This window comes from Paenibacillus xylanexedens (assembly GCF_001908275.1).
GTDB lineage: Bacteria > Bacillota > Bacilli > Paenibacillales > Paenibacillaceae > Paenibacillus > Paenibacillus xylanexedens_A.
The window spans coordinates 683,391-697,611 of sequence record NZ_CP018620.1 but is presented as its reverse complement, the minus strand read 5'-3'; the positions used below and the strand labels follow the sequence as shown (position 1 = coordinate 697,611).

Sequence of the window (14,221 nt, the reverse complement as noted above, 5' to 3'; positions counted from 1 at the left end):
ATGGGTTACATGATAGGAAAGGACTGAAAAGCATGGGCTTCAAGCAAAGAGAAGGCGGAGACAACGATAAAAGACCGGCACGTCGTGGCGGCCGTAATAAACGTCGTAAAGTGTGCTTCTTCACAGCTAACAAAATTACTCACATCGATTATAAAGATACGGACTTGCTTCGTAAATTTATCAGCGAACGTGGAAAAATTTTGCCACGCCGTGTAACAGGTACTAGCGCTAAATATCAACGCATGCTGACGATTGCAATCAAACGCTCCCGTCAAATCGCATTATTGCCATACACAACTGAGTAGTTTTTACTCAGCTTGCATACGAAGCAGTCGGCTTATAGCCGGCTGCTTTTTTGTATATAAATGAAGTAATAGAAATAACAGATCCACTCTAACAAATGGAAGAATTCAATACTGTGGTGATAGAAGCATTCATGGCTCAAATGAATTATAATAGAGTCTAATCTACTGAAAAGGTTCAGGCAGCAGGAATAGCTGTTTATTTCAGAATAAACACCAGGAGTGGATATGAATACATCAAAACGTAAAGGCAAACAGAGAAAAAAGAGCAGTCTGAAAGCCTGGATTATAGCTACTCTTTTACTTTCCATTATATATGTATGGTTACAGCAAAAAGGTGATATAGATAACATGTGGCCCGGGACAACAATCCAAGAAGCTCTGCCAATTACCGGCCTACATCCTGTGGTAGCAGAGAATGAGAAATTATTGGTACGTAAGGCAGCCAGACGTGGAATAGAGATTATCATCACCCACGGCTACCGAAGTTCCGAGGAACAAGATGCACTATTTAACCAAGGACGCTCAAGCGCAGGCAATATCGTTACTAATGCGCGTGGTGGTGAGTCATATCATAACTACGGATTAGCAATTGATTTTGCATTGAGGACGCCTGAGGGTGATGTGGTGTGGGATATGGAACGGGATGATAACGGCAATGGCAAGGCAGACTGGATGGAAGTTGTGGATCTCGCTAAAGAGTTAGGTTTCACTTGGGGTGGAGATTGGGCAAACTTTCCGGACTATCCTCACTTGCAGATGGATTTTGATTTGAGTATTAATGAGTTAAAACGTGGTAAAAGACCTCCTGACTCTCAGTAAAAGGTGTTATATATACATTTAAATGAATAATTATTAGATAAGCTCTGCATTTTGCAGGGCTTTTTTCTTTCTTTTGTAAAATAAATGATAAAAGATGACAATTTGGTCTTTACATTAGCAAATAAATAAAACTATACTAGATTAACTAGATTTTTTACTCTGATCGCACATATTATTTCAATTGTAAGCATAACGGCTCCGGTTCAATAAAATTCAGCTATAGATTGAGATATAATCATCACTCATATATGTAACATTTACCTCACGCAAAATTAAGAATGTCTACTTAAATCAAAGCATACACATACACTAGATGTAACTATTATGTTATGTATATGTTATTTTGACCATTTGCCTATTTTCACCTCACAGCCAAAAACAAGATAACACCTCTCAAAATTCCTGCTATATGCCTTTATAGTATTACTAATATCCAAATCTGTAGTATAAAAAACATTTATACCAAAAATCTCAAAATAAGCATTGACGTTAGCTAAAATTACACGTATGATTACATTAATTATTTTGATATATAATTCCGCTAGGAATTATCAACATTAATTGACCAATGGTCTAAATATAAGTCTCTTAAACTTGTTTCTCCTAACAATTTGGTATTTTGTATAAGCTATTGTTCGTTATCTTCAAGAACTTGGAAATATACAGTGGATGCATTTCTCTACACACGAATACAATCTACGGAAATTATGGGGTTAGGGTGATTGATTTGAATACAGAGCTATTGGAAGTCAGAAATCTAACAACATCATTCAGAATTGAAGATGACTATTATGCAGCAGTGGATCACGTTAACCTTACGGTGAAGAAAAATGAAGTGTTGGCGATTGTAGGTGAATCCGGGTCAGGTAAAAGTGCTTTTGCATTCTCTCTTATGGGTTTGCATAACAAAGCAAAGATCGAAGGCCAGATCCTCTATAAAGGACAAGATATTGCCAACATCTCCCCAAGCAAGTTAAACAAGCTACGCGGCAAAGAAATGGGCATGATTTTTCAGGACCCATTGTCCGCACTAAATCCTCTAATGATTATTGGTGAACAGATTGAAGAGATTCTCACACTTCATCAGTCCAAGCTGTCTTCCAGAGAGAAGAGAGAAAAGGTCATTCACTTATTGAATCAAGTAGGGATTCCACGTCCCGAACAAATATACAAGCAGTATCCCCACGAACTATCTGGTGGTATGAGACAGAGAATTGTTATTGCCATTGCGATTGCCAACAAACCGGAATTACTCATAGCCGATGAACCAACGACGGCGCTTGACGTTACGATTCAACTACAGATTCTGGAGCTGATCCGTGATCTGAAGAATGAAATTAACGCAGGCATTATTCTGATTACACATGATCTGGGTGTCGTAGCTGAGATGGCTGATCGCGTTGCAGTTATGTATGCAGGCGAAATTGTTGAAGTCGCAGATATCTTCACATTGATGAACGATGCGAAGCATCCATATACCCGCTCACTGTTGAACTCTATTCCCACACTGTCTGAAGAAAGATCCAAATTACATGTCATCCAAGGCATCGTACCATCACTCAAAAATCTTCCTCGCAAAGGGTGCAGATTCAAAGCCCGAATTCCATGGATTAGTGAATCGGCTCATGAAGAGAACCCGCAGATGCATGAAATTGCACCAGGTCACTTTGTAAGGTGTACCTGTTACCAGCACTTTCATTTCCCTGACCAAAGCTGAGGAGGAATAACATAATGGCATTACTCGAAGTAGAAGGGCTTAAGATACACTTTCCGATTCGCGGTGGATTGCTTAAACGGGAAATTGGCAGTGTAAAGGCTGTTGATGATGTTAGCTTCTCCATTGAACAAGGACAGACCTATGGTCTGGTTGGCGAATCAGGTTCAGGAAAGACAACAACAGGCAGAGCCATTATTGGGCTAAACCATGTCACTGACGGAAAGATTCTGTTTAACGGCAAAAATCTGGCTACGGAGCGACGTAAGAACAGGCAGCTCCAGCGGGATGTACAAATGATTTTTCAAGACCCTTATTCATCATTGAATCCAAAGAAGCGGGTTATCGATATTATCGCTGAGCCGTTTCGTAACTATGAGCGTCTTACAGCTACCGAGGAGAAAAGACAAGTAAGAGAATTACTTGAAAAGGTTGGCCTGAGTCCGGAATCAATCTACAAATATCCGCATGAATTCTCCGGCGGACAGCGTCAACGGATTGGCATTGCACGGGCTATTGCACTGAAGCCGAAGCTAATTATCGCGGATGAACCTGTATCTGCACTTGATGTATCGGTACAGGCCCAGGTACTCAACTTCATGCAGGAGATTCAAAAAGAACTAAATCTGACCTATCTGTTCATCAGTCACGATCTCGGCATCATCCGTCATATGTGTGATCAGATTGGAATTATGTATAAAGGTCGATATGTGGAACAGGGCACAACAAATGATATTTTTGAGAATCCACAACACATCTATACCAAACGTCTCATTGCAGCCATTCCGGATATGGACCCAACCAAACGAGAGGAAATGGTAGCCTTCCGTCAACAGGTCAAATCCGAGTATGAACATTCATACCGAAATTTCTTTGATGAGGAAGGGCTTGCATACTCGCTCAAATCCATTTCCGATACTCACCGAGTAGCTCTACCTCAGAAAGGTTGAAGGCCATATGTGGAAAATAATAGTACGAAGAATCATGATTATGATCCCTCAAATCTTTTTACTAAGTCTTTTGGTATTTTTGATGGCCAAAGCCATGCCAGGAGATGCACTAACCGGATTGCTCGATCCAAGTATTGATCCTAAAGCTTTGGATGAACAGAGGGAACGACTTGGACTTAATAATCCATGGTATGTACAGTATTGGGACTGGATCAGAAATGCCGCGCAGGGCGACTTCGGACAATCTTTCCGATTCAAGATGCCAGTATCTGATCTGATTGGTCAAAGGATTGCAAATACATTTTGGCTGGCTTTTGCAACACTTGTCTTCACATATTTAATCGCGATCCCACTTGGTATTATCAGTGGTCGTTATAATGATACTTGGTCTGACCGATTAATTACGGGTTACACCTATCTGGGGTTCGCAGCACCGTTGTTCATTTTTGCGCTGGTTATGTTATGGATTTTTGGTTTCCACTTTGGGTTATTCCCAACGGGGGGAAGCGTGGCACCTGGACTTACACCAGGAACATTCAGTTACATTACAAGCAAATTCTATCATCTGTTATTACCGGCATTATCCATGGCACTGATTACTACGGTATCAACCGTTCAATACTTGCGTAGCGAAATTATCGATATCAAGCATAAAGAATTCGTTCTTACTGCGCGAGCCAAGGGCGCTTCGGAGTCACGAGTTTACAACAGGCATATTTTAAGGAACTCTCTACTGCCGATTGCCGCATTCTTCGGTTATGAGATTACAGGACTTATCGGAGGTACTATTTTCATTGAGAGTATATTCAGTTACCCAGGCATGGGGCAGCTGTTCCTTAACTCAATCTCTCTTCGTGATTTCAGTGTTGTAACCGCACTTGTCCTGCTATTTGGTATAGCTACAATCCTGGGTTCGCTGTTATCTGACATTATTCTGGGATTAGTAGATCCGCGTATACGGATCAAGTAAGAACTTGAAGATTTCGGGGTGAATAAGATGAGCAAGGCCAATGATGTCGTTGTAACTTCACAGAAGATTGATAAGAGCCCCTCCAGCTTGAGTATCTTATGGAGAGAGCTTGTCCGGGATAAGGTGGCACTAATCTCGCTCATATTTTTGGGACTGGTTTTATTAATAGTCTATGGAACTGCTCTGATCCTGGATCAAGATGAAATTGTTAAAGTGGATCTATTCGCTTTGTATGAGCCGCCTTCTGCCCAATACTGGTTAGGAACAGATTACGGAGGTCGTGATGTATTTGGACAACTAATCATCGGAACTCGGAACTCGTTATCGATTGCCATTCTAGTTACGGTAATGACAGGTTTCTTGGGGATCGTAATCGGTATACTGTCTGGTTATTTCGGAGGACTGATTGACAATGTATTCATGCGTATCGTGGATTTCTTCATGATTCTTCCGTTCATGATGATTGTTATCGCGTTTGTTACAGCAGTACCCAAATATAATATAGTTTCGTTCTCGCTAATCATGACTGCCTTCCTATGGATGGGAATTGCTAGATTAATTCGGTCTAAGGCACTGCAGGAGAGAGAACTTGAATATGTAAAAGCTTCAAAAACATTGGGATCATCCCATCTCAAGATCATTTTCTCACAGGTTCTTCCGAATCTAAGCTCTATTATTATCGTAACGATGACATTGAATCTCGCTGCCAACATTGGCCTCGAATCAGGGTTATCTTTCCTGGGATTTGGTTTTCCCGAAAGTACGCCTAGTCTTGGAACACTCGTAAGTTATGCACGTAATCCGCAAACCCTGGAATCCAGATGGTGGATATGGCTACCCGCATCGGTACTGATTCTGGTATTGATGTTGAGTATAAATAATGTCGGTCAAGCCCTAAAGCGTGCGACTGATGCAAGACAAAGAAGAGGTTAAAAAAAGGGAGGAAAGGTTCATGAAAAAGGGATTATTTTCACGGGGACTATTTTTCACGATGATGTTGGTCTTTGTATTGGTGCTCGCAGCGTGCTCTGAGAAAGAAGCAGCTACTCCAGCTCCAGCTTCCAACACAGAAGAGGGAAAAACGGAGGAAAAACCTGCTAATGAAGAGGGCGTTTACTCCATTGAAGACTTCAACAATGTCAAAACGAATGAAGGTACTGCGATCGAGGGTGGATCAATTACATTCGGACTTGTATCGGATACTGCTTTTGAAGGTACACTGAACTACAATTTCTATTCCGGTAACCCGGATGTACAGGTTCTTCAATGGTTCGACGAAGGCTTGCTGACTTGGGATAAAGACTATGTATATACCAACGATGGTGCAGCAACATATGAAACTTCTGAAGATGGCAAAACGTTCACACTGACTATTCGTGACAACGTAAACTGGCATGATGGCAAGCCGGTAACGGCTGAAGATCTGCAATTTGCTTATGAAGTAATCGGTAGCAAAGGCTATGATGGTCCTCGTTACGACTCCAACTTCACTAGTGTAGTAGGTATGGACGAGTATCATGCTGGAAAAGCAAAAACAATCTCTGGTATTAAAGTGCTGGGCGACAAACAAATCAGCATTACGTATAAAGAATCTACTCCGTCCCTGCTGACAGGTGGCGTATGGACGTATCCACTGGCTAAACATATCTTCGGCGATATGGATGTAGCAAAAATGTCTTCTTCCAAAGAAGTACGTGAAAAACCAATTGGTTTTGGTCCATTTAAAGTGGATGTCATCACTCCGGGTGAGTCTGTAACTTATGTTAAGAACGAAGACTACTGGCGTGGAGCTCCAAAACTGGACAAAGTGACTCTGAAAGTTATCAACCCGACAACGGTTGTTCAAGAACTGAAATCTGGCGGGGTAGATCTCGTGGATGCATTCCCGACAGATCAATACAAAGATAATGCTAACCTGTCCAACGTAGAATTCCTGGGAGCAATCGATCGTGCTTATACGTACATCGGTTTCAAACTGGGTACGTGGGATGAAGAGAACGGAAAAGTTGTAAGCAATGCCGAAGCAAAAATGGGCGATAAAAACTTGCGTAAAGCAATGTGGATGGCTGTAGATAACGATCAAGTAGGTAAACGTTTCTATAATGGCCTACGTTGGAATGCAACAACCTTGATTCCACCGTCTCACCCAGAATTCCATGATTCCAGCAATCCGGGTGTAGCATATGATCCAGAAGCAGCGAAAGCATTGCTCGACGAAGCTGGTTACAAACTGGATGGTGAATTCCGTACGAATCCGGATGGAACACCACTCGAAATCAACTTTGTATCCATGACTGGTGGCGACACAGCTGAACCATTGGCTCGTTATTATGTTCAATCATGGGCAGCTATTGGTTTGAAAGTAAACCTGGAAATGGTTGAGTTCAACAGCTTCTATGACCGTGTAGGTAACACGGGTAAAGATGATCCAAAAATTGATGTGTATCAAGCAGCATGGGGCGTTGGTATTGACGTAGATCCATCTGGTCTGTACGGCCGTGATGCACTCTACAACTTCTCCAGATTCTCCAGCGAAGAGAATGACAAATTGCTGGCACAAGGTATCTCTGCTGAAGCATTCGATGTAGATAAGCGTAAAGAGATCTACAATCAATGGCAGCAATACATGGTAGATGAAGTTCCTGTATTCCCTACACTGTATCGTGCAGTTGTAGCACCAGTTAACAAACGTGTAATGAACTATGCGATTGGTGATGGAACAGGCGTTTACCTGAGCGACCTGCAAGTTAATGCCGACAAAGCAGTTGTAGCTGAGTAACACATTCTTGAATTAGCAGCTGTAAGGATTGGGGTCCTTTAAGAAGTCGGTTGCTAGATTATAATGAAGAATTCTCCTGGGAATTTGAATAAAAGTGTCTTTAAAAACATGGATTCTGTACACTCTGGCATGGGTGTATGGGGTTCATGTTTTTTTTGTAACCAAAAAATAAAAAAAATTTAACTTTTTTTCAAAAAAGTGCAGACAAAATGCCTCTTTACTTCGTCTATATAGGTAAGAGGTGATCATCTTATGAAAAAATGGTGGAAACGGGCAGGTATGCTGCTAGCTCTCTTGCTTATTATATATTTGGGTGTGAAACCGGACATGCTGGTAGGCAAACCGGGAATTAAAGCTGAATCTGCGGTATTAATGGATATGAACTCTGAACAGATCTTAATGGATTTTAACGGCTCCGAAGAGATTGCTCCGGCAGGCGTCAGTAAGTTGATGACAGAACTGTTAGTAATGGAGGCCGTGATCAATGGTGATATAGGCTGGAATGATCTTGTTAATGTGAGTCTGTATGCCAGCTCCGTGGGGGGCAGCCAACTGACCCTGAAACAGGGAGAGCAATTCACCGTTCAGGAGTTGTTTGAGATCGTAGCTGTCTATTCAGCCAATGATGCAGCGGTTGCTCTGGCTGAACATATCAGTGGTACAGAGCAGAAGTTTGTGCAACAGATGAATCAAAAAGCAACTCAGATTGGGCTGTCTGAGGATACACAATTCACGAATTCAACGGGCCTCAGTGAAAAGCTGCTTGGTCCTAACCGTCCAATGGATATACAAGGGCAGACCTTAATGACGGCTATAGATGCATGCAAGCTTGCGCGATATCTGCTGAATAACCATCCCGAGATTTTAAGAATCTCCAGTCAAATGCAAGTATCAATGCACCAAAAAGGGATGTACATGAGTAATACGAACTGGATGTTGTCCTCTATTGGTGGGCCGTATGCTTACGATGGGAATGACGGATTAAAGACCGGGTATGATGAAGATTCCGGATATCATTTTGTGGGGACAGCTGAACGTGATGGCAAAAGACTGATATCAGTTGTATTTGGAACAGATACTCGTGAAGGGCGTTTTGTGGAGACTCGGAAGTTGTTCAACTATGGGTTTTCGGGCTCAAAATGAAAGGGCGTACATAGGCATTATCAAAGAGACCTTCAGGGCGCCATTGATCCACGTGTCAAACAAACCGAGTCAGACCAGATCATTGATGCATTACGCAAGCGTTAGTACGTTAGATAAGATATGAGGGCTGTCTCACAGGTTCGCCCGAACCTATGGCAGCTCTATTTTATCGAATCGGAGGTAAATTGATCCATATAACCATATTATTAAATTGACATATGGTTTTCTTTTGTTTTAAAATGACCAGTGAGTCATTATTATTCAACTAGGTTTAATATATATGTACCAAACCAACTGTACGATACTGAATTTACGATCTGATCGGGAGGTAACATGTGATGCCAAAAAAAATGAAATGGCCGCTAATCCTGTTCGCCATAGGGGTATTTATGGCTGCGCTGGACAACGGGATCATCACCTCTTCACTGACCACCTTAAATGCATCATTTGGTGTGTCGCCAACATGGGGAGCATGGACAATTACGCTTTACACACTTGGGCTTGCGGTGAGTGTACCTATTGCGGGCAAACTGTCGGACCGTTATGGTCGCAAGAAACTATTTTTGATTGAAGTGGCGTTGTTTGGGATCGGGTCCCTGCTTGTCGCGCTGAGCACATCGTTTACCTTTTTTCTAATTGCTCGTGTCATTCAAGCTTTGGGCGGTGGTGGGATTTTTATCATTGCCAGCTCATACGTATTAAGCAAGTTCCCGGCGGAGCGACAAGGTACAGCCCTGGGTCTGCTGGGAGGGATGAATGGTGTTGCCGCTATATTGGGACCCAATGTCGGTGCTTTTATACTGGACCTTACGGGCAACTGGCATTGGTTATTCCTGATCAACGTGCCTATCGCCATACTGCTGTTCATTGCAGGTATTCGATTTATTCAGGAAGAGCAGGAACTGAATCGTGCAGCAGTGGACTGGAGCGGTATTGCTGTCCTGACGTTGGGTGTACTCAGTTTAATGTATAGCTTCAGCAATCTGGACGGTGTGAACATGCTTCAAAGCCTGGGATCACCGATGTTCTACGGCTTTTTCTTGGCAGGTGTGATCATTCTGGTACTCTTTTACTTCATGGAAAAAAGGCTGGAAGGCTCTGAACGTGAACCTGTTGTATCGACACAGCTTCTGGGCATTGCGTCCTTTCGCTGGACGCTGTTGATTGCCTTTTTCTCCGGAGCCATTCTGGCCTCGGTGATCTTTATTCCCGGATTTGTTGAACAATATCTCGGCGTATCCAATACAGCTTCCGGGTACTGGTTTACTCCACTCGCGCTGGCATCCGGCATCGGGGCAGGTGGAGGTGGATACCTCGTTGACCGCAAGGGGCCAATCTGGACGTTATCGGTTGCGGGCCTGCTATCTGCCATTGGATTCCTGCTGTTCCCGCTATGGGTGGAGCATATCTGGCAATTTGTCATCGCGAGTACACTCGTAGGTATCGGTTTCGGCATGATGCTTGGTGCGCCAGTTAACGTACTTGTCACGGAACAGGCGGGGGAGAACAACAAAGGCATCGCGGTAGCGACCAGCTCGTTATTCCGCCAGATGGCGATGGCTATTGCACCTACCATTTTCGCTGGATTCCTGGCACGTTCTTTCATTAATCTGGGGTCCAACATTCAGGCAGGATTCGCTGACAAAGGCATTCAGGTGCCGCCTGAAATGCTGGAGCAATATGCCTCGGGTGGAGCATCAGGGAGTGATGTCTCCAGTCTGACAGAGGGCCTGTCCCAGATTCCTGATGAAGGTATCCGTGATGTGTTGCTCCAGGCAGTGCATCAAACCACAGGACAGGGTTATAATGGCCTTTTCTGGTCTGCGGTGGTATTCAGTGTGCTTACGCTGGTAGCTGCTCTTATAACGGGACGTCTGCGTCAAAAAGAGAAGAGCCAACATGTGGAAAGTATATCCACAAACTGATTCGATAACGTTAGAAATAAGAGAACAGTGTACCTTTTGTAGCTAAAAAGGTACACTGTTCTTTTCAATTTAACCGGATTGTAACTTTTCTTGCTCTCGCAATGATTACAATAGAACGAGCGTAAGCGGTGTCTTGATTCCAGAGAGAGAAAACTTCAGAGAACACCGAGTCACAAGGCATCCCAGACGTTTAATTGGTATTATATAAGTTGAACGAATCGTTACACTTCATCACTGCGAGTTCAGAATAACCTTCCGATCGCTGTTATCCCCAGATTTTTTTTAAACTACCTTATTCAAAAGGTAAAAATCCGTTGATAAAGGCGAAGCGTATTCTTTCGATGCAGCTTTCTTTCAGAAAGCTTTTAGCTACGCTTCTTCAGGTTTTTTCTGACCTCTCCGTTATTAGTGTAAATATTAGATGAAACTTATATAGAAGAGGCAGTATCATTTCGATAGTGAAGAAGGAATCGATGGATGAAAAGCAGAACTAAAGATAAGAAGAAGAAAAGAAGAAAAGGCCTATATATAACGCTCGTTTCACTTGTTGTTTTGTTATTCGGAGGTTATTTGTTCCGTCAGCAACTGGCTGTAGCGGCATTTGATCTGTTTCTCGCCGGTTCGGTAGAAGATCAGTTATCCCGTTCTTATGTACCGCAAGAAGGCAACAACACGCCTGATCCAACGGTATACCGTAAGGAACCATTCTCCGTATTACTGCTCGGTTCGGATAAACGAGCCTATGAGAAAACGCGTGGACGTTCCGATACCGTCATCTATGCTGTAGTTCGTCCCAAGGAATCCCGTGTGCTGTTGGTATCCATTCCACGTGATACGTATGTGCAGATTGTAGGACGGGATGCCAACAAGGACGGAGAAGATGATTATGATAAGCTGGCGCATGCCTATGCTTTTGGTGGGGAGAATATGTCCATCAATACCGTGGAGAAATTTCTTGATGCTGATGTGGGTTATTATGCAACGATCAACTTCGATGGAATCAAAAAAGTGGTTGATGCGCTTGGTGGTGTAAAACTGCCAATTGATGAGGACATTGTGAACAAGAATCCGGATCACGTGCAATTCACGATTGAAGGTGGTAAGCCGATCTATGACGGGCAGGAAGCACTGTATTATGTAAGATACCGTGAGGATAGCGATTTTAATCGTACCAAGCGGCAGCAGATTTTCCTGAACGCGATGGCGAATGAGATGCTGAATTTGAATCAAATCGCCAAAATTCCGGAATTGATTCAGATCATGGGAGACAGCTTCCAGACGGATATGCGAGCTTCTTTCATTATTGATCTGGCTAAACAAGTGCTTACTCAGGAGAAACCACAGATTTCAAGCTTCACCATCCTGGGTGAGGGGATGAAAAAAGACGGTATCTATTATGGTCAGGCTGACGAGAAAGATGTCCAATATGCCAAAGAGCTGATTAACAACTGGATGGATCAATCGACCCCAGCCGGTGAAGTAATGATCCCTGACCGGCAAAAGATTGAATAACCAATTCCATACCAATGATGTGTTGTAGACCACAATCAGCAGTACGTTTATTCGCGGGCTGCTGTTTTTTTTCTTTGTATTGAGAACTATTATCCTTTTGGAACATCCTGCGTTCTAATCCGTATAATATAAGTTGAGCGAGATAAGTTGAACGAAGAAATTCACAAGGAGGATACACAAGGGTATGAACATCGCATTTTTTTTGCTACCCAAACAAGAGGTTACGTGCGTGACGTCGGATTCTACGCTGCGGCAAACGTTGGAACGGATGGAATATCATCGTTTTACGGCGGTACCCATTTTGAATAAAGAGGGCAAATATATTGGTACGGTGACCGAAGGCGACTTACTGTGGTATATGAAGAATGCCGAGGGAAAGATTTCATTTGAAAACGCTTCAAAATTCTTGCTCAAGGATGTTCCCCTTCGCTTGGATATTAAACCTGTATCCATTAACGCCAACATGGAGGACCTGATTAATCTGGCTAAAGTTCAGAACTTTGTTCCTGTAGTCGATGATATGGATCGGTTCATTGGTATTGTCAGACGGAGTCAGATAATTGAGTACTGCGAGGGCATTGTAGCCAAAGAATCGATCAAGGCTAAGTAAGGCTGTTACGAATTTAAACATTATTGTGTCATGAGGGATAATCACAGCCGTCCGGTATCATGTTAAACTTAAGAAGTCCTGAACCAGGGGCGCATTTGAAGTTTTTTAACAAATATATAGGTCGATAGGATGTACGGAGGACTCCGCATAAGTACCTAACATCAGTTTCGGAGAACTTCTCCGTTTTTTGGGGTAATTTTGCGGGCCCTCTTTTTATGCTATAATCGAGAATAAAGCTTTTTCGGGGGAGAGTGACTTTCGCCAATATGCCTAAAGAACTGGATGTAGCCAAACGCGCTAAAGTGATTGAATGGCTGAAAACCGAAGTACTTGATCAGGTATCCCGATTATTCAAGGCGTTATGGGAAGGCAGTACAACTCGAATCGGGGACAGTCTTGCCAGTTTGATTATGAGTAGTTACATATTGGGCCGCAGGCTCGGTATTCCTTTCAAGGATCTGGATGCACTGCTAGTTGAGAAGTTGAAAAAGCATAAACAGGAAGGTCACCAGCTTGAAGACTGGTACCAGGATATTTCCGCGCTAGAAGATCATATGCGTAAGAGGTGAATTTGTTGAAATTTAGCTTTAAATCAGCTGTTTGGAGCGCAGTCTATCTGCTCTTGCTACTTTCGCTGTTAACTCCTTTATCGGTACTTGCCATATTTTTTATGATGATTCCGGGAGTTATTTTGTATGCTTCATTATCTTTAAAATCATTTATATGGCATCTCGTGCCCGTAGCCGTTATTTTGGTCGTATTCCACCCCATCTATCTGTTACTATTGCTCATCTTTACCCTGCCTGCAATCGTTATGGGTCACGCGTATAAAACACGCAAATCGGCCCTGTTCGCCCTGATGGCGGGAAGTGGCATGATGTTGGCAGAATACTTGTTGTTGCTCTTGGTCGGCAGTGTCATTTTCCAATTCGACCTGTCCAGTTATATTGAAGATGTGGTCAAATTGACCATTGAACCGTTAACCAATACATCGAATCAGATGATCAACGGGTTTGCATGGACACCTGAGATGACCGAGGATGTTGCCAAACAAACACAGCTTATGATTCCGTTTGCTCTCGTTGTCACGTCGATGGTAATGGCCTTTATTACACACGCCATAGCTCGTCCGATTCTGAACGTGATGGGTGTGGTGGTATCGAAGCTTCCACCAGCGAGAGAGTGGCGTATGCCGCGTGCATTGATCTGGTATTATTTCCTTGCTCTGTTGATCGAAGTGATCTCCAGACAAAGTGATGGAACATACTGGACCATGATTGCCATGAATCTGTCCCCGTTAATTAATCTGGGCTTCATGATTCAAGCGATCGGTTTCTTCTTCTTTCTCTCACATACAAAGAAATGGAATCCGGTTATACCATATTTCCTGGCGGCAGCGGTCTTCTTCATTGGTCCGCTTCGGATTATCGGAATTATCGATCTGGCGTTCCCGCTTCGTGAGGCAATATCGAAATCAAAACGATAGGGTGATGA

The 14,221-nt window shown here is 43.0% G+C and carries 13 protein-coding genes; all 13 read left to right on the top strand.

Annotated elements, in window-relative coordinates; translation table 11 throughout:
- The first annotated feature begins 32 nt into the window (after window positions 1-32).
- The 13 genes from rpsR to BS614_RS02840 all read left to right on the top strand — a co-directional run bounded on the left by rpsR (window position 33) and on the right by BS614_RS02840 (window position 14,213).
- Window positions 33-305, top strand: coding sequence for a 30S ribosomal protein S18 (gene rpsR, locus BS614_RS02900; protein WP_017691433.1), 273 nt, complete (start codon window positions 33-35; stop codon window positions 303-305).
- A 225-nt stretch (window positions 306-530) separates the two neighbouring features.
- Window positions 531-1,124: a M15 family metallopeptidase gene (locus tag BS614_RS02895; RefSeq protein ID WP_074092895.1), complete on the top strand. Its 594-nt coding sequence runs from the start codon at window positions 531-533 to the stop codon at window positions 1,122-1,124.
- A gap of 727 nt (window positions 1,125-1,851) precedes the next feature.
- Window positions 1,852-2,841: an ABC transporter ATP-binding protein gene (locus BS614_RS02890; protein WP_074096664.1), complete on the top strand. Its 990-nt coding sequence runs from the start codon at window positions 1,852-1,854 to the stop codon at window positions 2,839-2,841.
- A 14-nt stretch (window positions 2,842-2,855) separates the two neighbouring features.
- Complete coding sequence (locus BS614_RS02885; protein WP_074092894.1) at window positions 2,856-3,788, top strand: ABC transporter ATP-binding protein; 933 nt, start codon at window positions 2,856-2,858, stop codon at window positions 3,786-3,788.
- 7 nt (window positions 3,789-3,795) lie between these two features.
- Entirely contained in the window at window positions 3,796-4,758 is a 963-nt protein-coding gene (opp4B, locus tag BS614_RS02880; RefSeq protein ID WP_074092893.1) for an oligopeptide ABC transporter permease, read from the top strand.
- 27 nt (window positions 4,759-4,785) lie between these two features.
- Complete coding sequence (locus BS614_RS02875) at window positions 4,786-5,691, top strand: ABC transporter permease (protein ID WP_062836533.1); 906 nt, start codon at window positions 4,786-4,788, stop codon at window positions 5,689-5,691.
- Window positions 5,692-5,710: 19 nt separating this feature from the next.
- Window positions 5,711-7,537 carry an oligopeptide ABC transporter substrate-binding protein gene (locus BS614_RS02870; RefSeq protein WP_074092892.1) on the top strand — a complete coding sequence of 609 codons (1,827 nt, stop codon included), beginning with the start codon at window positions 5,711-5,713 and terminating at the stop codon, window positions 7,535-7,537.
- A 252-nt stretch (window positions 7,538-7,789) separates the two neighbouring features.
- Window positions 7,790-8,680: a D-alanyl-D-alanine carboxypeptidase family protein gene (locus tag BS614_RS02865; RefSeq protein ID WP_074092891.1), complete on the top strand. Its 891-nt coding sequence runs from the start codon at window positions 7,790-7,792 to the stop codon at window positions 8,678-8,680.
- 338 nt (window positions 8,681-9,018) lie between these two features.
- Window positions 9,019-10,605 carry an MFS transporter gene (locus tag BS614_RS02860; protein WP_074092890.1) on the top strand — a complete coding sequence of 529 codons (1,587 nt, stop codon included), beginning with the start codon at window positions 9,019-9,021 and terminating at the stop codon, window positions 10,603-10,605.
- A 477-nt stretch (window positions 10,606-11,082) separates the two neighbouring features.
- A complete protein-coding gene (locus tag BS614_RS02855; RefSeq protein WP_074092889.1) occupies window positions 11,083-12,117 on the top strand; it encodes an LCP family protein in 1,035 nt (344 codons plus the stop codon).
- 184 nt (window positions 12,118-12,301) lie between these two features.
- The gene (locus BS614_RS02850; protein WP_017691444.1) at window positions 12,302-12,727 is read left to right on the top strand and encodes a CBS domain-containing protein; all 426 of its coding nucleotides are present in this window, start codon (window positions 12,302-12,304) and stop codon (window positions 12,725-12,727) included.
- 266 nt (window positions 12,728-12,993) lie between these two features.
- Window positions 12,994-13,296: a MazG-like family protein gene (locus BS614_RS02845; RefSeq protein WP_017691445.1), complete on the top strand. Its 303-nt coding sequence runs from the start codon at window positions 12,994-12,996 to the stop codon at window positions 13,294-13,296.
- 5 nt (window positions 13,297-13,301) lie between these two features.
- The gene (locus tag BS614_RS02840) at window positions 13,302-14,213 is read left to right on the top strand and encodes a DUF2232 domain-containing protein (protein WP_036612044.1); all 912 of its coding nucleotides are present in this window, start codon (window positions 13,302-13,304) and stop codon (window positions 14,211-14,213) included.
- Window positions 14,214-14,221: the final 8 nt, after the last annotated feature.

Coding starts and splice junctions, on each gene's coding strand:
- rpsR (WP_017691433.1), top strand. CDS start 33: ATGGGCTTCAAGCAAAGAGAAGGCGGAGACAACGATAAAAGACCGGCA.
- BS614_RS02895 (WP_074092895.1), top strand. CDS start 531: ATGAATACATCAAAACGTAAAGGCAAACAGAGAAAAAAGAGCAGTCTG.
- BS614_RS02885 (WP_074092894.1), top strand. CDS start 2,856: ATGGCATTACTCGAAGTAGAAGGGCTTAAGATACACTTTCCGATTCGC.
- opp4B (WP_074092893.1), top strand. CDS start 3,796: ATGTGGAAAATAATAGTACGAAGAATCATGATTATGATCCCTCAAATC.
- BS614_RS02875 (WP_062836533.1), top strand. CDS start 4,786: ATGAGCAAGGCCAATGATGTCGTTGTAACTTCACAGAAGATTGATAAG.
- BS614_RS02870 (WP_074092892.1), top strand. CDS start 5,711: ATGAAAAAGGGATTATTTTCACGGGGACTATTTTTCACGATGATGTTG.
- BS614_RS02865 (WP_074092891.1), top strand. CDS start 7,790: ATGAAAAAATGGTGGAAACGGGCAGGTATGCTGCTAGCTCTCTTGCTT.
- BS614_RS02860 (WP_074092890.1), top strand. CDS start 9,019: ATGCCAAAAAAAATGAAATGGCCGCTAATCCTGTTCGCCATAGGGGTA.
- BS614_RS02855 (WP_074092889.1), top strand. CDS start 11,083: ATGAAAAGCAGAACTAAAGATAAGAAGAAGAAAAGAAGAAAAGGCCTA.
- BS614_RS02850 (WP_017691444.1), top strand. CDS start 12,302: ATGAACATCGCATTTTTTTTGCTACCCAAACAAGAGGTTACGTGCGTG.
- BS614_RS02845 (WP_017691445.1), top strand. CDS start 12,994: ATGCCTAAAGAACTGGATGTAGCCAAACGCGCTAAAGTGATTGAATGG.